The sequence below is a fragment of the Pseudomonas sp. G3-39 genome, assembly GCF_054790485.1.
The window spans coordinates 2,454,181-2,474,286 of sequence record NZ_CP186497.1 but is presented as its reverse complement, the minus strand read 5'-3'; the positions used below and the strand labels follow the sequence as shown (position 1 = coordinate 2,474,286).

18 protein-coding genes are annotated in these 20,106 nt (G+C 61.3%); 8 read left to right on the top strand and 10 right to left on the bottom strand.

Annotated features, from left to right (window positions below; translation table 11 throughout):
* Positions 1 to 33 precede the first annotated feature (33 nt).
* Genes ACOYXG_RS11020 through ACOYXG_RS11010 form a run of 3 tightly spaced genes read right to left on the bottom strand, consistent with a single transcriptional unit; the run spans position 34 to position 2,761 of the window.
* A complete protein-coding gene (locus ACOYXG_RS11020) occupies positions 34 to 903 on the bottom strand; it encodes a rhomboid family intramembrane serine protease (RefSeq protein WP_027613138.1) in 870 nt (289 codons plus the stop codon).
* The gene (locus ACOYXG_RS11015) at positions 900 to 1,874 is read right to left on the bottom strand and encodes a metallophosphoesterase (protein WP_371917819.1); all 975 of its coding nucleotides are present in this window, start codon (positions 1,872 to 1,874) and stop codon (positions 900 to 902) included. The genes ACOYXG_RS11020 and ACOYXG_RS11015 overlap by 4 nt, the downstream gene beginning before the upstream one ends.
* A complete protein-coding gene (locus ACOYXG_RS11010; protein ID WP_003224174.1) occupies positions 1,871 to 2,761 on the bottom strand; it encodes an NAD(+) kinase in 891 nt (296 codons plus the stop codon). Before ACOYXG_RS11010 ends, ACOYXG_RS11015 begins: the two co-directional genes overlap by 4 nt.
* 115 nt (positions 2,762 to 2,876) lie before the next feature.
* Between ACOYXG_RS11010 and ACOYXG_RS11005 the strand changes: the two genes are divergently transcribed.
* Positions 2,877 to 3,827, top strand: coding sequence for a DUF1853 family protein (locus ACOYXG_RS11005; protein WP_460357660.1), 951 nt, complete (start codon positions 2,877 to 2,879; stop codon positions 3,825 to 3,827).
* 129 nt (positions 3,828 to 3,956) lie between these two features.
* On the opposite strand, the gene ACOYXG_RS11000 is transcribed toward ACOYXG_RS11005, so the two are convergent.
* Both ACOYXG_RS11000 and ACOYXG_RS10995 read right to left on the bottom strand, forming a co-directional pair.
* A complete protein-coding gene (locus ACOYXG_RS11000; RefSeq protein WP_115990072.1) occupies positions 3,957 to 5,240 on the bottom strand; it encodes an arsenic transporter in 1,284 nt (427 codons plus the stop codon).
* A gap of 160 nt (positions 5,241 to 5,400) precedes the next feature.
* Positions 5,401 to 5,958 carry an NADPH-dependent FMN reductase gene (locus tag ACOYXG_RS10995; protein WP_027613142.1) on the bottom strand — a complete coding sequence of 186 codons (558 nt, stop codon included), beginning with the start codon at positions 5,956 to 5,958 and terminating at the stop codon, positions 5,401 to 5,403.
* Positions 5,959 to 6,141: 183 nt separating this feature from the next.
* On the opposite strand from ACOYXG_RS10995, the gene ACOYXG_RS10990 reads away from it, so the two are divergent.
* On the top strand, positions 6,142 to 6,372 hold the full coding sequence (locus tag ACOYXG_RS10990; RefSeq protein WP_007965845.1) for a hypothetical protein: 231 nt from the start codon (positions 6,142 to 6,144) through the stop codon (positions 6,370 to 6,372).
* Between the two features lie 85 nt (positions 6,373 to 6,457).
* On the top strand, positions 6,458 to 7,351 hold the full coding sequence (locus ACOYXG_RS10985; protein ID WP_460357655.1) for a LysR substrate-binding domain-containing protein: 894 nt from the start codon (positions 6,458 to 6,460) through the stop codon (positions 7,349 to 7,351).
* Here the strand turns inward: ACOYXG_RS10985 and ACOYXG_RS10980 are convergent.
* The 5 genes from ACOYXG_RS10980 to ACOYXG_RS10960 all read right to left on the bottom strand — a co-directional run bounded on the left by ACOYXG_RS10980 (position 7,317) and on the right by ACOYXG_RS10960 (position 12,666).
* Positions 7,317 to 7,931: a GNAT family N-acetyltransferase gene (locus tag ACOYXG_RS10980; RefSeq protein WP_103369374.1), complete on the bottom strand. Its 615-nt coding sequence runs from the start codon at positions 7,929 to 7,931 to the stop codon at positions 7,317 to 7,319. The two genes, ACOYXG_RS10985 and ACOYXG_RS10980, sit on opposite strands and share 35 nt — an antisense overlap.
* 14 nt (positions 7,932 to 7,945) lie before the next feature.
* A complete protein-coding gene (locus ACOYXG_RS10975; RefSeq protein ID WP_460357651.1) occupies positions 7,946 to 10,201 on the bottom strand; it encodes an Orn/Lys/Arg family decarboxylase in 2,256 nt (751 codons plus the stop codon).
* A 211-nt stretch (positions 10,202 to 10,412) separates the two neighbouring features.
* Entirely contained in the window at positions 10,413 to 11,171 is a 759-nt protein-coding gene (gene dnaQ / locus ACOYXG_RS10970; RefSeq protein ID WP_027613146.1) for a DNA polymerase III subunit epsilon, read from the bottom strand.
* A 183-nt stretch (positions 11,172 to 11,354) separates the two neighbouring features.
* Positions 11,355 to 11,816 carry a ribonuclease HI gene (gene rnhA / locus ACOYXG_RS10965; protein ID WP_003224162.1) on the bottom strand — a complete coding sequence of 154 codons (462 nt, stop codon included), beginning with the start codon at positions 11,814 to 11,816 and terminating at the stop codon, positions 11,355 to 11,357.
* A 91-nt stretch (positions 11,817 to 11,907) separates the two neighbouring features.
* Entirely contained in the window at positions 11,908 to 12,666 is a 759-nt protein-coding gene (locus ACOYXG_RS10960; RefSeq protein ID WP_003224159.1) for a methyltransferase domain-containing protein, read from the bottom strand.
* A 66-nt stretch (positions 12,667 to 12,732) separates the two neighbouring features.
* Here ACOYXG_RS10960 and gloB point away from each other — a divergent pair, with 66 nt between their 5' ends.
* From gloB to ACOYXG_RS10935, 5 genes are all read left to right on the top strand, one after another.
* Positions 12,733 to 13,500 carry a hydroxyacylglutathione hydrolase gene (gloB, locus tag ACOYXG_RS10955; RefSeq protein WP_460357647.1) on the top strand — a complete coding sequence of 256 codons (768 nt, stop codon included), beginning with the start codon at positions 12,733 to 12,735 and terminating at the stop codon, positions 13,498 to 13,500.
* A gap of 99 nt (positions 13,501 to 13,599) precedes the next feature.
* Positions 13,600 to 15,066: a LysM peptidoglycan-binding domain-containing protein gene (locus ACOYXG_RS10950; protein ID WP_096795960.1), complete on the top strand. Its 1,467-nt coding sequence runs from the start codon at positions 13,600 to 13,602 to the stop codon at positions 15,064 to 15,066.
* Between the two features lie 290 nt (positions 15,067 to 15,356).
* Positions 15,357 to 17,189, top strand: coding sequence for an extracellular solute-binding protein (locus tag ACOYXG_RS10945; protein ID WP_460357644.1), 1,833 nt, complete (start codon positions 15,357 to 15,359; stop codon positions 17,187 to 17,189).
* Positions 17,186 to 19,027, top strand: a complete 1,842-nt coding sequence (locus ACOYXG_RS10940) for an extracellular solute-binding protein (protein WP_460357641.1) — start codon at positions 17,186 to 17,188, stop codon at positions 19,025 to 19,027. Before ACOYXG_RS10945 ends, ACOYXG_RS10940 begins: the two co-directional genes overlap by 4 nt.
* 4 nt (positions 19,028 to 19,031) lie before the next feature.
* On the top strand, positions 19,032 to 20,105 hold the full coding sequence (locus ACOYXG_RS10935; protein WP_003224148.1) for a microcin C ABC transporter permease YejB: 1,074 nt from the start codon (positions 19,032 to 19,034) through the stop codon (positions 20,103 to 20,105).
* Position 20,106: the final 1 nt, after the last annotated feature.

The window sequence follows — 20,106 nt, the reverse complement described above, 5'->3', positions numbered from 1 at the left end:
CAGGGTCTCCGTGCTCTTTATTCACTTAAAATTTCAGGCGGCCAGTTTACGGCGGTTATACAAACCGCCCAACAAACCGGTGAAGCATCCGATGAGTAACCCGCTGACGTGCGCGGCGTTGGCGATCTGGCCGAAACCGATCATCGAGACCAGTCCGGACATGCAAATCACCAGCCACACCAGCATCATCACCAGCACGCCTCGCGGCAGGCGATACGCCGGGTTCGGCGCCAGCAACTGGAAAATCCAGCAATGGCCGAGCAAACCGTAGAGCACGCCAGACAAGCCGCCAAACAGGCTCGGGCCGCTCCAGGCAAACTGCGCGTAGTTCGACACCAGGCTGAACAGCAGGGTCAGACCGAGCAGGTTGATGCTGCCCTGACGTGACTCGATGCGCCGCCCCAGTTCCCAGTACCACATGCCGTTCATGGCCAGGTGCAGGATGCCGAAGTGCAGCAGCATCGGCGTGAACAGGCGCCACCACTGCCCCGCCGCCAGGCTGTCGGCCAGCGGCGTGAACTGGATGTACTCGCCGACCACGCGGAAGTCGAGGAAGGTCAGCCAGCGAATGGTGTCGAGGTTGTCGCCCAGATAGGTCAGGCCACCGACCAGCAGGCTCAGCAGCAGGATCAACCCGGTGGCCTTGGCGTGTTTGAGTTGCTCGGCGAAGCTCGGACGCTTGAAAGTCGGCGCCAGCGGGATGTCCAGTTGCTGATCGGGGTCACCGGCCGGGAAGCGCTCGTACAGCGAACGTACGTCTTCGCTGATTTCCGAAGGTGCCCACAGCACCTGCTCGCCCGCCTCTTCGCTGACCCGATGCGGCACCTGCATCCGTTGCAGCAGCTTGACGAAACCGCTCAGGTCCACCGCCAACGGCAGACGCAATACCGCTACCGCACTCATTGCAGCACCTCCGGCCGCTCGACATCGACCCAGACAAATTTATGCGGATCCAGGCGTGTTTCCTGATCCAGACGATAGGCCACCAGTTTGCCGTAGAGCACCGCGCTGTAATCGAGACACGCGAGGTTCGGGCGGATCGGCGCCGGTTTGCCGCTGCGCCAGTAGTGGCCGACGAACAACAACGGCTCGTCAATGCCGTAGCGCAGCAGATTGTTTTTTTCGCTGGAGGTCAGCGGCTTCTGCGCCACCGGCTCCGGCAGCGCATCTGGCTGGAAGACGATGTCGCCGTAGGTTTTCGGGTCGTCTTCCCAGAATTTGGTGCGGAAGAACGAGCGCACCAGACCGTCGCCGCTGGTCATGGTCAAGCCATCCGGCAGGCGCATGTCGGTGCCGCGCAGCAAGCGGTCGAACACGGTGCAGGCGAAACTGCCGGGCACGGCCGAGGCCTGGAGAAAATGCTCGTCGATGCGCGCATCGGGAAACAGCCCGCGCAATGGTTCGATCAGGCTGGCATCCCAACAGGCGTGCACCACACGGAAGCGCCCGGCATCAACCACCAGCGGCAGCTCGTAGAACCAGTTGAGGAAGTCATGCCAGTCGCCCGGATGGTCTTCGAACTGGGTCAGGGTTTCCTGCAGCAGGCGTGCATGGCGCGGCGTGTGCTCTCGGACGAACTGCTTGCCGCTGCCCGGCAGCGCCGGCGTGCTCCAGCCCAGTGCGTTGAATTCGTGATTGCCCATGATGCACAGCGCCTGCCCGGCCTCGACCATGTCGTGGACGATGTGCAGCGCCTCGCGGATTCGCGGGCCACGGTCGATGATGTCGCCGACGAACACGGCCATGCGCGATGGATGCCGCCAGACCCCGCCCTGCTTGTGATAACCGAGTCGGTCAAGCAAGTGTTCGAGGGTCAGGGCGCATCCGTGCACGTCACCAATCAAGTCATAACTGCGCGCGGGATCGAGCATCAGTCGCCTCCACCACCCAACTTGCTGCCCCAGCCGAGCTTGGTCCGGCAGACTTCGTAGTAGTTGTGGTCGAGCGGGTGAATCAGCCGCAGCTTCTGGGCTTTCTTGCTGACGGTGATGGTGTCGCCCGGCGCGCAGGTGAAGTGGTTCTGCCCGTCGCAAGAGACTTGCGGGTAGATCTGCATGTTTTTCGACACGACGATTTTCAGCTCACTGTTGCCATCGACCACAATTGGCCGACTCGACAACATATGGGGGTACATCGGCACGATCACAATGGCATCGAGCTTGGGATGCATGATCGGGCCACCAGCGGACAGCGCGTACGCGGTGGAACCGGTCGGCGTGGCGACGATCAGGCCGTCGGCCTTCTGGCTGCAAACGAACTGGCCGTCGATGTACAGCTCGAACTCGATCATCCGCGTCGATTTGCCCGGGTGCAGCACCACGTCGTTCAACGCATCGCCCTGGCCGATGGCCTCGGCATGGCGGCGAACTTCGGCTTGCAGCAGGAAGCGGTTTTCCACCAGATAATGGCCGTCGAGCACCTTGGCCACTTCGACTTCCAGCTCATCGGGACGAATGTCGGTGAGGAAACCAAGGCTGCCACGGTTGATCCCCAGCACCGGAATATTGTGCTTGGCCAGCGCCCGCGCGGCGCCGAGCAGGCTGCCGTCACCGCCGACGACGATGACCATGTCGCAGACTTCGCCGAGCATCTTGCGCGACGAGGTTTGCAGGCCGTGGCCCGGCAGGACTTCGGCGATGGTGTCTTCGAGAATCACGTGCAGGTGACGATCGAGCAGAAAGCGTTTCAGTCGGCGGACGGTATCCAGCACCTGGGAACTGCCCAGGCGACCGATGATGCCGATATTACGAAATTGCTCCATGGGACCTCTGCGGACAATCGAAAACGCGAAAAACACGATTATGGGCGAAAGCCCGCGATAGACAAAATCCTTTCAGCCTCAAGGGTGCGCGCGTGTTTAAGGCTATGCTCGCAAGATGATCCTGTTTCCCGACCTGCTCCAGTTACCACACCAATTACGCCATCCGGAAGTGCGTGACCTGGCGTGGGTGATTCTCGCCCCTCCGATGCTGGCCGCAACGCCGTGGCCGCAGCGCCATCCGCTGGCCGGCAGCGACTGGGTCAGTGATCCGCAGCGCCTGGAGCACTGGCTGCGGCAACTCGATCGCGACAGTTATGGCTTGTTGCATTGGCTGTCGCAGGCGCGCACGCGGCGGCTGGGCCTGTATTACGAACGGTTGTGGCAGTTTGCCGTGGAGCATGCGCCGGGCATCGAACTGATTGCCGCCAACCTGCCGATCCGCCGCGAAGGCCACACCCTCGGTGAACTCGACATGCTGCTGCGCGACCGCGACGGCGTGCATCACCTGGAACTGGCGATCAAGCTCTACCTCGGCCCGCAGGAAGGCGACGGCCACGACCCGGCGCAATGGCTGGGGCCGGGTTGTCATGATCGACTGGACCGCAAACTGGCGCATCTGGCCGAACACCAACTGCCGATCTCGGCGCGCCCGGAAAGCCGTGAGGTGCTGGCGAAGCTGGATATCGAGGTGTTCAGTGCGCAGTTGTGGCTGGGCGGATACCTGTTGTACCCGTGGCCCGGCACGTCTGCATCACCGAGCGGCGCGCATCCGCAACATTTGCGCGGGAGCTGGCTGCATCAGAAGGACTGGTCGGCATTCGTCGCTCAGCGTCCGGCCGGGCGCTGGCAACCCCTGCCCCGCCATGCATGGCTGGCGCCGGCACACTACCCGGCGGATCAGACCTGGAGTGCTGAACATCTGCAGATGTGGCTGGACGACCTGGAACCGATGGCCCCGGCGCAACTGCTGGTGCGCCTGACCGAGAATGCGCAGGGCGAATGGGAAGAGGCGGAGCGGTTGTTTCTGGTGGCGGATCTTTGGCCGAATGTGCCGGGCCAGGCCTGAAAATTTCAATGCCTGACCCGGCCTCTTCGCGAGCGGGCTCGCTCCCACATTTGGACTGCATTTCAAATGTAGGGAGAGGTGCCACACTCCCTGTGGGAGCGAGCCTGCTCGCGAATGGGCCGACTCGGTCTAAAGGGATAACCGCAACGCCAAAGCCGCCAAAGTAATCAACAACACCGGCACCGTCAGGACAATCCCGACCTTGAAGTAATACCCCCAACCAATCCGGATATCCTTGCGCGCCAGCACATGCAGCCAGAGCAAGGTCGCCAGACTGCCGATCGGGGTGATTTTCGGCCCCAGATCGCTGCCGATCACGTTGGCGTAGATCATCGCTTCCTTGATCACACCGCTGGCCTGACTGGCATCGATCGACAACAAGCCGATCAGCACTGTCGGCAAGTTGTTCATGATCGACGACAACAGCGCGGTCAGCACCCCTGTGCCCAGCGCCGCGCCCCACACACCGTACCCGGCAAACACATCCAGCCAGCCGGCCAGATACCCGGTCAGCCCGGCATTGCGCAGGCCATACACCACCAGATACATGCCGAGGGAGAAAATCACGATCTGCCACGGCGCTTCTTTCAGCACCTTGCGCGTGGAAATCTTGTGGCCTCGGGCGGCGATCCCCAGCAGCAGGGCCGCACAGACCGCCGAAATCGCGCTGATCGGGATGCCCAGTTGTTCGAGGAAGAAGCAGCCGATCAACAGAATCACCAGCACTACCCAACCGGCATAGAACGTGGCCTTGTCGTGGATCGCCGTGTGCGGCTGTTCGAGCTGTTCGGGATCGTAAGCCTTGGGAATGTCGCGACGGAAAAACCACATCAGCACGCCCAGCGTCGCGGCCACACTGACGAAGTTGACCGGCACCATCACCGCCGCATAGCGGTTGAAGCCGATGTGAAAGAAGTCCGCCGAAACGATGTTGACCAGGTTCGACACCACCAGCGGCAGGCTCGCGGTGTCGGCGATGAAGCCGGCGCCCATGACGAACGCCAAGGTCGCCGCCGGGGAAAAGCGCAGCGCCAGCAGCATCGAAATCACGATCGGCGTGAGGATCAGCGCCGCGCCGTCATTGGCGAACAACGCCGATACCAGCGCGCCGAGCAGCACCATGAAGGCAAACAGCTTGCGCCCACTGCCCCGCCCCCAGCGCGCCACGTGCAGTGCGGCCCAGGCGAAGAACCCGGCTTCGTCGAGCAGCAGGCTGATGATGATCAGCGCGACGAAGGTGCCGGTGGCGTTCCAGATGATCTGCCACACCAGCGGGATGTCGCTCAAGTGCACGACGCCGAAGATCAGCGCCAGTACCGCGCCAAGCGTCGCGCTCCAGCCGACCCCGAGGCCTTTGGGTTGCCAGATGACAAGGGTAATGGTCAGCAGGAAGATCAGTGACGCAGCGAGCATTCGCGACAGCCTTCAATTATTCAATGAGTGGAGATCCAAACGTGGGAGCGGGCTTGCTCGCGAAGGCGGTGTGTCAGATGACAACTTTGTGTCTGACACACCGCCTTCGCGAGCAAGCCCGCTCCCACAGGATCTCTGTTTTATCGCAGCTCAGACCCGATTATTTCTTGTGTTGTTCCACAAATTTCCCATACGCATTGATGAAATTCTGCAGGAACGGTTTCACCGACTCGCTCAACTTGCCCGCCTCGTCAAACGCCGAACCCGCGCCCCCCAGATACGCTTCCGGCTGCTGCATGCACGGCACATCGAGAAACACGAAGGATTGGCGCAAATGCTGGTTGGCACCAAAACCGCCAATCGCCCCCGGCGACACACTGATCACCGCACCCGGTTTGCCGCTCCAGACGGCCTTGCCATATGGCCGCGAACCCACGTCAATCGCATTCTTCAAAGGCGCCGGCACCGAGCGGTTATATTCCGGGGTGACGAACAGCACCGCGTCGGAAGAACCGACTTCCTGGCGGAAAGTGCTGTAGGCTGCCGGCGGTGAATCGCCGTCGATGTCTTCGTTATAGAGTGGCAGGTCGCCAATCTCGACAATCTTCAGTTTGAGGTTCGCCGGTGCCAGCTCGGCCAGCGCCAGCGCGACTTTGCGGTTGATCGATGCTTTGCGCAGGCTGCCGACGACTACAGCGACGTTGTAGACATTGCTCATGGAAGACTCTCGACTGTCGGTGGGAAGAGCCAGTAGTTATAGATGATTCGATGACAGTTTCACCAGCGAGCAAGGGAAATTCCTGCGCGCTGATTATTTTTTTCCTGTAGGAAAACTTACAGGGCTTGATGACGGTCTACCAAGCCGCAAATCAAGCGTTTTATCTCCAGAGGTTCTAAGCAGATGGCAGCAGTACTCGTCGGTCAGTTCCATGCAAGAGATGCGGAAGGCCGCGTTTATTCCGTGCATGAGTTCCAGGAATCCACCCCGTCGGCAGACGGTTCCACTGGCTCGGAGCCGATTTACAAACTGGCCATTGGCGATCGCGTCAACAAAGTCAGTGACACCGAGTTTCTCCTGGTTCAGTCAGGTATCACCCTGACCCGCGAGCCTGAGACAACCGTCGCTTCATAACTGGCCGTTATGAGCAGAAGTCATATGCGCAGACTTGGGGTAGGATTCAGCCACTGACCCCACCTGCTGAACATGGACTTCACGCATGCGTTTACGTCATATCGAAGTGATTCAGGCGCTCTTGCAGACCGGTCACCTGGGCACCGCCGCCGAATGGCTGCAGCTCCCGGTGACCGAGGTCGAAGAGCGTTTGCGCGAAGCCGAGAGCGAGTTGGGGTTCATGCTGTTCGCCAGCGTACGCGGCCGGCTGCAATCGACGCCTGAAGCGCGGGCGTTGCAGGTGGAAATCGCTCACGTCTATCAGGCGCTGGAGCCGGTGCAGCGTCTGGCCAGCAGCCTCAAGCAATACCTCGCCCCGCCCCTGCGCATCATCGGCACCCCGCCGCTGGCGCAACAGCTGTTGCCGCAAAGTATCGCGCTGCTGCGCCGACGCTTGCCCGACGCTCCTTGCCGTTTGCTCAGCTCTCCCACTTGCGACATCGTCCGCAGCCTGCTGCTGCGCGAAAGCGATCTGGGCCTGAGCCTGCACGATCCGGAACACCCCGACATCCACTGCCAGCCATTGGCCCACGGCAAGCTGCAACTGCTCGCGCCCCACGGCTGGCTGCAACCGAAGCAGAAATACATTTCCCTGCAGGATCTGGCTGGCCAGGCAATGGTTGGCCTCGAAGGCCACGACCCATTGAGCCCGGCGCTGGAAAACAAACTCCAGGCCCTACGCCCGGCGCCGAGCATCCAGACCCGAGTACAAACCCATCAGATGATGCGCAGCATGGTCGAGGCCGGCGAAGGCCTGGCTATCGTCGACCCGTTCACCGCCCTCGGCGCGCGGGCGAACGGGCTGGATGTCTGCCCGTTGTCACCGGCGGTGCCGATCAGCCTGTATGCCCTGACCTACCGACACAGCGCCACGCCGACAGCGATTCAGACCCTGCTGACGATCGTCACGGAACAAGCCGAGGCGATGCTGGCGAGCTGAGCGAATGTTCCAGCGGGTTATCGAACAGTCGATACCAGAACAACGCAATTTCCGCGGTGTTCGGATCAATCCCGCGATAACGTAGATGGTCGATACCGCCAATCTCGTAGCCACAACGCTCATACAAACGACAGGCGCCGAGGTTGTTGTTCTGGGTTTCGAGCATGATCCCCGGCAGTTTTTTCTTGCGACTCCAGAACTGCGCGACATCCAGCAGCGCCTTGGCCACACCATGCCGGCGCGCCGGTGCGTGTACCGCCAGCTCATCGATATGGGCAAAGCCGTTCCAGTTGGTGCTGATCACCAGATGACCGACCGGCTCATCATCGAGATACGCCATGAAGATCGCGCTGTCGGCGGCATCGCGATAGCTGCTGAACTCTTCAGGATCAATGCCGTAGCACTTGCGATACGGCACGATCGGCGTCACCGCCCAGCGCTCGACCGGTTGGCCAATGACGGCGGCACCGTACGCGGCGACCTCGAAACTGAAGTCGCTGCCCCAGATGTACGCCGCGAAACCATCGTCGGCGACGCGCACCGACAGCCCTGGGTATTTCGGATTCATGACCGGTTGCATACTCGGAAAAGTCCTCATTCCTTGACGCAATCGACGGTGTACTGCCGTCCATTGCCCTCGTCTTCATGTTGCAGTCCATGCACATCAGCGACAAAACCGGGGAAGCTGCTATCGAACGTGCGGGCGAACTTCAGGTAGTCAATGATCGAGCGGGTTGCCTCGGTAAAGCGCTCGCCGGGCATGATCAATGGAATTCCCGGTGGATACGGCACCAGCATCACCGCCGCGATCCTTCCTTCCAGCTCATCGATCGGCACCGCCTCGACTTCGCCGCGCACCAGATGATCATAGGCATGGGCCGGCTTCATGGCGATTTCCGGCAGCACCGTGTACATGCGTTTCAGATGTTTGGCGGTGGCGTTGCTGCGGTAACAGGCGTGCAGTTGATCGCACAGGTCACGCAGGCCCATGCCGCGATAGCGCGCGGTGTCTTGCTGCGCCACGCACGGCAGGCAGGTCGCGAGACTGATGTTGGCGTCGTAACTGCGCTTGAACTCCAGCAACTCGGTGAGCAGCGTGCTCCACTTGCCTTTGGTGATGCCCATCGAGAACAGCACCAGGAACGAATACAGCCCGGTCTTCTCCACCACCAGCCCGCGCTCCCAGAGAAACTTGCTGACCACCGCTGCCGGGATGCCCTTCTCGCTCAGCGCGCCACCGGCATTCAACCCGGGCATGACTAGGGTCACTTTGATCGGGTCGAGCAGCACATAGTCGTCACTGACTTCGCCGAAGCCGTGCCAGTCGGCGTCCGGCTGCAGCAGCCAGTCTTCGGTCTGCACCCGGTCGATGCCTTCGACGCCGGGCGGCTGCCAGATCGAGAACCACCAGTCATCCGCCACAATGTGCTCGCGCAGATTGGCCAGCGCCCGGCGAAAACTCAGCGCTTCATCGAAGGTTTCCTGCAACAGCGAACGCCCGGCCGGGCCTTCCATCATGGCCGAGGCCACATCCAGCGAAGCGATGATGCTGTACTGCGGCGAAGTCGAGATGTGCATCATGAACGCTTCGTTGAAACGGTCACGGTCCAGTTGCCGCGCTCCGCCGTCCTGCACATGAATCATCGAGGCCTGGCTGAATGCGGCGAGCAGCTTGTGCGTGGAATGGGTAGTGAACACCAGCGGGCTGTCTTCGGTGCGCGAGGTGGCCATGCCATAACGCCCGGCGAAGAACTCGTGAAACGCCGCGTAGGCGTACCACGCCTCATCGAAATGCAGCACTTCCACGCTATTGCCCAGGCTCTGTTTGATCAGCTCGGCGTTGTAGCACAGGCCGTCGTAGGTCGAATTGGTCACCACCGCCAGTTTGACTTTCGGCGCCCGGCCCTTGGTCAGCGGGCTGGCGTCGATCTTCGCCTGAATCGATTCGCGACTGAATTCGCTCAGCGGAATCGGGCCGATGATCCCCAGCTCATTGCGCTCCGGGCACAGATACAGCGGGATTGCGCCGGTCATGATGATCGCGTGCAGCACCGACTTGTGGCAGTTGCGATCGACCAGCACCAGATCATCCCGACCGACCATCGAGTGCCAGACGATCTTGTTGGCGGTCGAGGTGCCATTGATCACGAAAAACGTGTGATCGGCGCCGAAGTTGCGCGCGGCGCGCTCTTCGGCTTCGGCCAGCGGCCCAGTGTGATCGAGCAGTGAACCGAGTTCCGGCACCGATACCGACAAGTCCGAACGCAGGGTGTTTTCGCCAAAGAACTGATGAAACGCCTGCCCCACCGGACTCTTGTGATAGGCCACGCCACCGCCATGCCCGGGGGTGTGCCAGGAATAGTTGGAGTCGGCGGTGTGCTGCACCAGCGCCTTGAAAAACGGCGGCAGCAGACCGTCCAGATACTTGCGCGCCGCCCGCGCCACTTGCCGCGCCAGAAACGGCACAGTGTCTTCGAACAGATAGAGAATGCCGCGCAGTTGATTGAGCTCGGCCATGGCATCGGCGGGGGCGTTTTCCAGAGTGACCTGTTCGCCGAGGGCAAAGATCGGCAGATCCGGCGCGCGCACCCGGGCCAGACCGATCAGTTCGGCCATGTTCTGCAGCAGATGCGAGTTGGTGCTGGCGTCTTCGGCAGCGATCAGCATGCACGCCAGACCATGATGGGTGGAGGCCACCAACCGCCCTTCGGTGTAGTCGATGGCCGAAACGATATTGAAACCTTCCTGCTCCAACTCCCGGGCGATGCCACGGATACGGTCACCGGCGACCGTGTCGGCCTTGATGTCGCGGTGGACGATCAACACCGGAAACTTCAAATCTTTGTACATGAGGCTCAGTGTCCCGAGGCGGCGGATCAAAGTCTGCCAATGCACTCAGGGTAGAGGGTTGCAGCGAAAGTGGCGAGGGTGGCCAGTTGGCTTCATTCAGCCAAAAGCAAAAGATCGTCCGAACGCGGCCCGAACCTTCGGCAGCTCCTACAGGGATCGCATTCCAATGTAGGAGCTGCCGAAGGCTGCGATCTTTTGATCTTTTGATCTTTCAGGCTTGAGCATCAGCCTCGGCAATCTGCGTCCACAGCGCCGGACCGCCCGCCGACTTGGCGATGATTTCCAGCCGCGCCATATGCGCCGCCAGTTCCTCTTCCGTCGCCCGAATGATCCGCGCAGGCTGACGACTCGCCGGCAGACGACGGATTTCGGTGGCGGAGTTGTCCGCGCCCTCGCCCGTGCCATTGCCGTCGGAAGCGTTGCCGGCCAGCGACAGACTGGTCTGGCCACCGGTCATGGTCAGGTAGACGTCGGCGAGAATCTCCGAGTCGAGCAAGGCGCCGTGCAGTTCACGGCCAGAGTTGTCGACGCCATAACGTTTGCACAAGGCGTCGAGGCTGTTGCGCTGCCCCGGGTGACGTTCCCGGGCCATCATCAGGGTGTCGAGGATGGTGCAATGCTGGGTGATGTCAGCGCGATCGTGCTGACCCATCAAGGCAAATTCGTTGTTGATGAAGCCAACGTCGAACGCCGCGTTATGGATGATCAGTTGCGCGCCGTTGATGAACTCGAAGAACTCGTCGGCCACTTCGGCGAAGCGCGGTTTGCCGACGAGGAATTCGTTGGTGATGCCGTGAACGCCGATCGCGCCCTCGTCACTCTCGCGATCCGGTTGCAGGTAGACGTGAAAGTGCCGGCCCGTCAGGCGCCGACCGATCAGTTCGACACAGCCGATCTCAATGATCCGGTGACCATCGGTCACCGGCATGCCGGTGGTTTCGGTATCGAGTACAACGGATCTGGTGGCCATCAGTGTTCAATTCTCAACGGGGTCAATCGTGCAAAAGCGGCGATGTTAACACGCTCGGTGGGGGTGTTTCAGTCAGACCGTGTCGCCCCATTCGCGAGCAGGCTCGCTCCCACAGGGAAGCGCATTCCAATGTGGGAGCGAGCCTGCTCGCGAATGGGCCGTACCACAGTGCAGCGCCGTTAATCAGCTCTGCTTGTACCCGCGAACCTCATCCACCCCACGGTTGGCCAACTGGTCAGCCCGTTCGTTACCGTGATGGCCAATGTGCCCGCGCACCCACTTCCAGGTGACCTTGTGCCGGTTGACCTGCTCGTCCAGCTCTTTCCACAGGTCAGCGTTTTTCACCGGTTCTTTCGCCGCCGTCTTCCAGCCGCGCTTTTTCCAGTTGGCCATCCACTCGTTGATGCCCTTCATCACGTATTGCGAGTCGGTCACCAGCAGCACTTCGCACGGACGCTTCAAGGCTTCGAGGCCACGGATGGCGCCGAGCAGTTCCATGCGATTGTTGGTGGTGTTGGCTTCGCCGCCCCACAGTTCCTTTTCGACGCCCTTGCACACCAGCAAGGCGCCCCAGCCGCCCGGGCCGGGGTTGCCCTTGCAGGCACCGTCGGTGAACAGTTCTACGCTATCGACGCTTTCGCTCATGCCACTCTATCCAGAAAAATGCCTGGCCCCGTCAATCGCGGATCGACGATGGCCGCGGCCGGAACAAGTCCGGCCACTATAAAAAGAAGGTTTACGGTTCGATACGACGGCGGTTGACCTTGGCCATCGGCAGCGGAATCAGCTTGCCCATCGGCTCGCGACGCTCCTGACGCACCGGGCGCAGGCCGACCACGATCTTGCGCGCGACCAATAAATAGAAGCCACCGCCCGACAGTTGCCAGTCGCCGGCCTTGCGTTCCCAGCCGGCCAGTCGGGCCTGCCACTTGGGCGACGCGAGCGGCGGACGATAGCACCCGAAGCGGCGTTTCTCCAGCGCAAAGCCCAGCAGATTGAGCCAGTCGGCGACCCGCGATGGCGAGATGCAGCGTGCCTGGCGCAAGGCGTCGTGGGCAAATACGTGGCGCAAACCCCAGGTGCTCCAGGGGTTGATGCCGATGATCAGCAGATGCCCGCCGGGGCGTACACTGCTTGCCGCTTCGCGCAGCAAACCGTGGGGCGACAGACAGAAATCCAGACCGTGCTGCAACACCACCACGTCGGCGGCGTGCTCGCTCAACGGCCAGGCCTGTTCCTCGCAGACGATCTCGACACCCGGCAACGGCGCGCCGAGCCGCACGTTGCGCTGCACCTGCGGCGCCGACGGCGGGGTCTGGGCCGACGGCCCGTAATGCACCAGGTAGCCGCCGAAGAACCGCCCCAACTCGTCTTCGAGCATGCGCCGTTCTTCATCCAGCAGAAATTGCCCGAGCGGGCCGGCCAGCCATTCACGGGCCGCGCCGATCAACGCCAGCCAGTCGGGATCGGCCTGAGCGAACGCTTTATCGGTCATGTCATTCTCCAACGCCGCTAGAAGCTCTAAGATGCGCCAATGTTTTCCGCTTGGCGAATTCCGACGATGATACAGATCAGTGCCCTGCCCGCGTTCACCGACAACTACATCTGGTTGTTACAGGATCACCGCACCCAGCGCTGCGCCGTGGTCGACCCGGGCGATGCCGCGCCGGTGCAGGCCTGGCTGGCCGCGCACCCGGGCTGGGTGTTGAGCGACATTCTGATCACCCATCACCATCACGATCACGTCGGCGGCGTCGAACGCCTGAAAGCGGCGAGTGGCGCCAAAGTCTACGGCCCGGCCAGCGAAAACATCCCGGGGCGCGACGTGGCGCTCAAGGACAACGACAAGGTCAGCGTGCTCGGCTGGGATTTCGATGTCTATGCGGTGCCCGGTCACACCCTCGGCCACATTGCCTATTACCACCACGGCCTGCTGTTTTGCGGCGACACCCTGTTCGCCGCCGGTTGCGGACGCCTGTTCGAAGGCACGCCGGAGCAGATGCACCACTCGCTCGGCCGTCTCGCCGCTTTGCCCGAGGATACGCTGGTGTATTGCACCCATGAATACACCCTGAGCAATCTGAAGTTTGCTGCGGCAGTCGAACCGGGCAACCCGGACATTGCCGCCCGTCTGGAAAAAGTCACCCGGCAACGGGAAAAAGGCGTGATGACCCTGCCCTCTACCCTGGCCCTGGAAAAGCTCACAAATCCGTTTTTGCGTACAGCTGAAACATTAGTTACACAAAAAGTGGACGAACGGGCAGGCGCTCAAAACCGGGCGCCGAGTGAGGTTTTTGCGGCTCTGCGGGCATGGAAAGATAAGTTCTAAGTGACTCACCAGTTGGTACAAAAATTCTGAATGGTTGACCGCAGGGGGTGCGCTTTCTAGAATCGCCCGACATTTTTGCCCGGAACTTACTTCCAGCCAATGTCGTCATCCATACGTAAGTCCGTCAATTCAGACACGCTGACCCGCCTGGCGCAAGCCATCGCGGTGGCTGTGTCCGCCACGTTGGCGGGCTGTTCCAGCCATGCTCCGCAACCTGAAGCGAGCCATACGCCGAACATTGCTGCGCGAGCCAAGCAGAAACCGATCTGGCTCAGCGAAAAGCCTAGCCCGCAGGTGCCCCAGGACATCTGGGAGCGCATGCGCGGTGGTTTCCAGCTGCAGGACGGCCTGGGCGTCAACCCGCGCATCGAGCAGCAGCGGCTGTGGTTTGCCAGCAACCCGTCCTTTCTGGAGAACGCCGGCGAACGCGGCAGTCTCTACATTCATTACATCGTCGAGCGTCTCGAAGAGCGCAACATGCCGCTGGAGCTGGCCCTGCTGCCAGTGATCGAGAGCGCCTACAACCCGATGGCCTATTCACGGGCCGACGCTTCGGGCCTGTGGCAATTCATTCCGTCCACCGGTCGTTACTACAACCTGCGCCAGACCCGCTTCTATGATGGCCGTCGCGATATCACCGCCTCGACCACCGCCGCGATGGACTACCTGACTCGCCTGCACGACATGTTCAACGGTGACTGGCTGCTGGCCCTGGCGGCCTATAACGCCGGTGAAGGCACGGTCAGCCGCGCCATCGAGCGTAATGAGAAGCTTGGCCTGCCGACCGACTACTGGAACCTGTCGTCGTTGCCGGCGGAAACCCAGGCCTACGTGCCGAAGCTGCTGGCCCTGTCGCAAGTGGTGCTGGCCCCGGAAGCCTACGGGGTGAACCTCAACCCGATCGCCAACGAACCGTATTTCCAGGTCGTCGAAATCAACCAGCGCATGGACCTGTCCAAGGTCGCAGCGGTGGCCAACATCGACGAAGACGAGCTGTTCCAGCTCAACCCGGCCTTCAAGCAGCGCACCACCATCGACGGCCCTCAGCATCTGCTGGTGCCGACGTCGAAGGCGCAATTGCTGACCGCCAGCCTGCAGACCATGCGGCCTGAAGAGCTGATCAGCCCGCGTTCGCTGAAGCCGGTGTTCGACGGTGCCGACCCGACTGAAGTGGCGAAGCTCAAGCGCGCCTATCGGGTCAAACGCGGCGACAATCTCGGCTCCATCGCCAAGGCCAACAAGGTCGAAGTCAAGGACCTGCAGCGCTGGAACAAGCTGACCGGCAAAAACCTCAAGGTCGGCCAGACCCTGGTGATGCAGGACAACACCAAGCGCACCCCGGCGCGCAGCGGTGGCCGGGTCAACACGGTGATCGCTGCCAACAGCAAGCCCAAAGGCAAGGCCGACAGTCAGCAGCAGACCCAGTACAAGGTCAAGCGTGGCGACACCCTGTACGTGGTGGCCAAGCGTTTCAACGTCGAGATGCAGCATCTCAAGCGCTGGAACCCGGGTGCCGGCAAGGCCCTCAAGCCTGGGCAGATGCTCACGGTCTACCAGCCGCACTGACAGAAGAGCCCCTGAATTTTCAGGGGCTTTTTTATTGCCAGAATTTTTGTCCCCGATGGATTCCTTGTGGTGAGGGGATTTATCCCCGATGGGGCGCGAAGCGGCCCCTGCCTTCCAAAAACCACGGGGACTGCTGCGCAGTCCATCGGGGATAAATCCCCTCGCTACAATGCAAACCGGGCAAGCATTGCACGCCGATTAACAGCCCATTAACCCGCTATCTTTTTCCTGTCCAGACAAGCTGTTACTGTACGGCCCACAAAGCCCAAGCCGCCTGGATCGGATCTGACTTGAAGCGTCCCCTCCTCCTGCTCCTGATCAGCCTGGCCTTGAGCTCACCCGCAAGCGCGACGATTACCGAAAGTCACGGTTATGCGCAGTTCGGCACGCTCAAGTACCCGGCCAGATTTACCCACTTCGACTGGGTCAACCCGCAAGCGCCCAAGGGCGGTACGTTGCGGGTGATGGCGTTCGGCACCTTCGATACGGTCAATCCATACACGTTCAAGGGCACCAGCCCGGTCACCACGCCGAATTTCCTGCAGTACGGCATCAACGAGCTGAACGAGCCGCTGATGGTCGGCACCGGCCAGTATTCGCCGTCCGGTGACGAACCGGCGTCCAGTTATGGCTTAATCGCGCAATCGGTGGAGTACAGCGAAGATCGCAGCTGGGTGGTGTTCAATCTGCGCCCGGAAGCGCGCTTTCACGACGGCACCCAGATCACCGCCTACGACGTGGCGTTCTCCTACCGCACACTGCTCAAGGACGGCCACCCGCTGTACCGCACCGCCCTGCAGGAAGTCTCGCGGGTCGACATCCTCAACCCGCAGCGCATTCGTTTCGTGATGAAACGCTCGGGCAATCCGTTACTGATCCTGCGCCTCGGCGAGTTGCCGGTGCTGCCGCAGCATTACTGGAAGGATCGCGACTTCAAGGCCACCACCTTCGAGCCACCGCTGGGCAGCGGCCCGTACCGCATCACCTCAGTGACGCCGGGGCGGCAGCTGATTTTCGAGCGGGTCAAGGATTACTGGGGCAAGGACCTGCCAGTCAATCGCGGCAAGTACAACTTCGATCGCATGGAAGTCGAGTTCTACCGCGACAGCGACGTGGCCTTCGAAGCCTTCAAGGCCGGCGAATTCGACATCTACATCGAGCATCAGGCGAAGAACTGGGCCAACGGCTACAACTTTCCGGCCGTGCGCCGTGGCGAAGTGATCAAGTCGCAGATTCCGCACCAGATCCCGACGCAGAGCCAAGGCCTGTTCATGAACACCCGGCGTGTAACCTTCAGCGACGTCAAGGTGCGCGAAGCGCTGGGCCTGATGTTCGACTTCGAATGGACCAATCGTGCGCTGTTCAGCGATGCCTACCAGCGCACCACCAGCTACTACCCTAACAGCGAGTTTTCCGCGACGGGGCTGCCGGTCGGGCATGAATGGCTGATGCTCAAGCCGTATAAAGATCAGTTACCCGCGAAGCTATTCACCGAGCCGTTCACCCTGCCGCAAACCGATGGCCGTGGCATCCCGCGAGAGACCATGCGCAAGGCCCTGGCCCTGCTCGCCGAGGCCGGCTGGAAACTCAACGGCCAGCGCCTGCAAAACACCGCAGGGCAGCCGCTGAGCTTCGAACTGTTGCTGGTCAATCCGAACCTTGAGCGGATCCTCCAGCCCTATATCGAGAACCTCAACAGCATCGGCATCGACGCGCGCCTGCGCACGGTGGATCGCGCTCAATACAAACAGCGCCTGGACCAGTTCGATTTCGACATGATCCTGATGACCCTCAACCAGACCCTCAGCCCGGGTCTGGAGCAATGGCAGTACTTCCATTCCAGTCAGGTCGGGGTCAAGGGCAGCAAGAATTACGCCGGTATTGCCAACCCGGTGGTCGATCACCTGCTCGAACAATTGCTCGCCGCGCAAACCCGCGACGAACAGGTCGCCGCCGGCAAGGCGCTGGACCGCGTGCTGCTCTGGCAGCACTACAGCATTCCCAACTGGTACCTCAATTATCACCGACTGGCCTACCGCAACCGGTTGGCCTTCGTCACCACGCCGCCCTACACCCTGGGCCTGAGCGCGTGGTGGCTGAAATCTTCGGAGAACAATAAATGACGCCCATCCGCGCCCTGCTCGTGCAGGCCAGCGGTCTGCTGTTCGCCGGGCTGGCGATTGCCGCCCCGCAACACGCTGTGACCCTGTACAACGAGCCGCCGAAATACCCGGCGGACTTCAAGCAGTTCGATTACGTGAACCCCGACGCGCCCAAGGGCGGGATCTTCCGTCAGGCCGGGTTCGGCGGCTTCGACAGCCTCAACCCGTTCATCAGCAAAGGCGTGCCGGCCGATGACGTCGGGCAGATCTACGACACCCTGACCAAGCACAGTCTCGACGAACCGTTCACCGAGTACGGCCTGATCGCCGCGAAGATCGAGAAAGCCCCGGACAACAGCTGGGTGCGTTTCTACCTGCGCCCGGAAGCGCGTTTTCACGATGGCCATCCGGTGCGCGCCGAAGACGTGGTGTTCAGCTTCCAGACCCTGACCAAGGACGGCTCGCCGCTGTTTCGCGGCTACTACAGCGATGTAGAAGAGGCCATCGCCGAAGACCCGCTCAAGGTGCTGTTCAAGTTCAAGCACACCAACAATCGCGAGTTACCGCTGATCCTCGGTCAGCTCCCGGTGCTGCCGAAACACTGGTGGGCCAATCGTGATTTTTCCAAGGGCAATCTGGAGATCCCGCTGGGCAGCGGCCCGTACAAGGTCGCCGAAGTGAAAGCCGGGCGCTCGGTGCGCTATGAACGGGTCAAGGACTACTGGGGCAAGGATCTGCCGGTCAATCGCGGGTTCTACAACTTCGACGTGATGACCACCGATTACTACCGCGACAACACCGTCGCCGTCGAAGCGCTGAAGGCCGGCCAGTTCGATTACTGGCTGGAAATGACCGCGAAGAACTGGGCCAACGCTTACAACATCCCGGCGGTCACCGAAGGCCGCTTGATCAAGGAACAGATCGCCAACAGCAACCCGACCGGCATGCAGGGCTTCGTCTTCAACCTGCGCCGCCCGCTGTTTCAGGATGTGCGGGTGCGTCAGGCGCTCGGCCTGCTGTTCGATTTCGAGTGGACCAACAAGCAGCTGTTCAACGGTGCCTACTTCCGCACCCGCAGCTATTTCGAGAACTCGGAAATGGCTGCCACCGGCCTGCCCGACGCCGAGCAACGGGCGATCCTCGAACCGTTTCGCAGCAAACTGCCGGCGCAGGTGTTCAGCGAAGCCTTCGAGAACCCGAAGACCGACGCCAGCGGCATGATCCGCGCACAGCAGCGCGAGGCCTATCAATTGCTGCAAGAGGCTGGCTGGAAGATCGTCGACGACAAAATGGTCGACGCCAGCGGCAAACCGGTGGTCATCGAGTTCCTTCTGGCGCAGACCGAATTCGAACGCGTGCTGCTGCCGTTCAAACGCAATCTGGCCGACCTCGGCATCGATCTGGTGATCCGCCGTGTCGACGTTTCGCAGTACATCAACCGCGTGCGTTCGCGAGACTTCGACATGATGGTCGGCAGCTTTCCGCAATCCAATTCGCCGGGCAACGAGCAGCGCGAATTCTGGATGAGCGCCGCCGCCGACAAACCGAGCAGCCGCAACACCATGGGCCTGAAGGATCCGATCGTCGATCAACTGGTGGAGAACCTGATCAACGCCGACTCGCGCAGCAGCCTGGTGGCGCACGCCCGGGCGCTGGATCGGGTGCTGCAATGGGGTTACTACGTGGTCCCCAACTGGCACATCAAGACCTGGCGCGTGGCGTACTGGAACCACATCGGTCACCCGAAAGTCTCGCCCAAATACGACATCGGGATTAACACCTGGTGGGTCAAGCCTGACGCGAAGCCCGCCATAGAAGTCGAAACCAAACTGCAAGCCGACCCTGTGGGCACGGAGTAATCAGATGCTGGCGTATATTTTTCGGCGACTGCTGCTGATCATCCCGACCCTGTTCGGGATTCTGCTGATCAACTTCGTGATCATCCAGGCCGCGCCCGGCGGCCCGGTGGAGCAGATGATCGCCAAGCTCGAAGGCTTCGAAGGCGCCACCAGCCGCATCGCCGGTGGCGGTGCCGAAGTATCGGTGGCCGGCTCCGCGTATCGTGGCGCGCAAGGCCTGGACCCGGCGCTGATCAAGGAAATCGAGCACATGTACGGGTTCGACAAGTCGGCCCCGGAACGTCTGTGGATCATGGTCAAGAACTACGCGAAGCTGGATTTCGGCGACAGTTTTTTCCGTGACGCCAAGGTCATCGACCTGATCAAGGAAAAGATGCCGGTGTCGATCTCGCTCGGGCTGTGGAGCACGCTGATCATGTACCTGGTGTCGATCCCGCTGGGGATCGCCAAAGCCACCCGACACGGCAGCCACTTCGACGTCTGGACCAGCTCCGCGATCATCATCGGCTACGCGATCCCGGCGTTCCTCTTTGCGATTCTGCTGATCGTGGTGTTTGCCGGCGGCAGTTATCTGGACTGGTTCCCGCTACGCGGGCTGACCTCGAACAACTTCGATGAACTGAGCCTGGGCGGCAAGATCCTCGACTATTTCTGGCACCTGGCGCTGCCGGTGACCGCGCTGGTAATCGGCAACTTCGCGACCATGACCCTGCTGACCAAAAACAGCTTCCTCGACGAGATCAACAAGCAGTACGTGGTCACCGCCAAGGCCAAGGGCCTGACGCGCAATCGCGTGCTCTACGGCCATGTGTTCCGCAACGCCATGCTGCTGGTGATTGCCGGGTTCCCGTCAGCGTTCATCGGCATCTTCTTCACCGGCTCGTTGCTGGTGGAAGTGATTTTCTCCCTCGACGGTCTGGGTCTGATGAGTTTCGAAGCGGCGATCAATCGCGATTACCCGGTGGTGTTCGGCACTCTGTTCATCTTCACCCTGCTCGGTCTGGTGGTGAAACTGATCGGCGACCTCACTTACACCCTGGTCGATCCGCGCATCGACTTCGCCAGCCGGGAGCATTGAG

What these genes read in the sequence shown, in the direction of transcription:
- ACOYXG_RS11020 (WP_027613138.1), bottom strand. Translation starts at nt 903, where the DNA reads ATGAGTGCGGTAGCGGTATTGCGTCTGCCGTTGGCGGTGGACCTGAGC.
- ACOYXG_RS11010 (WP_003224174.1), bottom strand. Translation starts at nt 2,761, where the DNA reads ATGGAGCAATTTCGTAATATCGGCATCATCGGTCGCCTGGGCAGTTCC.
- ACOYXG_RS11005 (WP_460357660.1), top strand. Translation starts at nt 2,877, where the DNA reads ATGATCCTGTTTCCCGACCTGCTCCAGTTACCACACCAATTACGCCAT.
- ACOYXG_RS11000 (WP_115990072.1), bottom strand. Translation starts at nt 5,240, where the DNA reads ATGCTCGCTGCGTCACTGATCTTCCTGCTGACCATTACCCTTGTCATC.
- ACOYXG_RS10995 (WP_027613142.1), bottom strand. Translation starts at nt 5,958, where the DNA reads ATGAGCAATGTCTACAACGTCGCTGTAGTCGTCGGCAGCCTGCGCAAA.
- ACOYXG_RS10990 (WP_007965845.1), top strand. Translation starts at nt 6,142, where the DNA reads ATGGCAGCAGTACTCGTCGGTCAGTTCCATGCAAGAGATGCGGAAGGC.
- ACOYXG_RS10985 (WP_460357655.1), top strand. Translation starts at nt 6,458, where the DNA reads ATGCGTTTACGTCATATCGAAGTGATTCAGGCGCTCTTGCAGACCGGT.
- ACOYXG_RS10980 (WP_103369374.1), bottom strand. Translation starts at nt 7,931, where the DNA reads ATGCAACCGGTCATGAATCCGAAATACCCAGGGCTGTCGGTGCGCGTC.
- ACOYXG_RS10975 (WP_460357651.1), bottom strand. Translation starts at nt 10,201, where the DNA reads ATGTACAAAGATTTGAAGTTTCCGGTGTTGATCGTCCACCGCGACATC.
- dnaQ (WP_027613146.1), bottom strand. Translation starts at nt 11,171, where the DNA reads ATGGCCACCAGATCCGTTGTACTCGATACCGAAACCACCGGCATGCCG.
- rnhA (WP_003224162.1), bottom strand. Translation starts at nt 11,816, where the DNA reads ATGAGCGAAAGCGTCGATAGCGTAGAACTGTTCACCGACGGTGCCTGC.
- ACOYXG_RS10960 (WP_003224159.1), bottom strand. Translation starts at nt 12,666, where the DNA reads ATGACCGATAAAGCGTTCGCTCAGGCCGATCCCGACTGGCTGGCGTTG.
- gloB (WP_460357647.1), top strand. Translation starts at nt 12,733, where the DNA reads ATGATACAGATCAGTGCCCTGCCCGCGTTCACCGACAACTACATCTGG.
- ACOYXG_RS10950 (WP_096795960.1), top strand. Translation starts at nt 13,600, where the DNA reads ATGTCGTCATCCATACGTAAGTCCGTCAATTCAGACACGCTGACCCGC.
- ACOYXG_RS10940 (WP_460357641.1), top strand. Translation starts at nt 17,186, where the DNA reads ATGACGCCCATCCGCGCCCTGCTCGTGCAGGCCAGCGGTCTGCTGTTC.
- ACOYXG_RS10935 (WP_003224148.1), top strand. Translation starts at nt 19,032, where the DNA reads ATGCTGGCGTATATTTTTCGGCGACTGCTGCTGATCATCCCGACCCTG.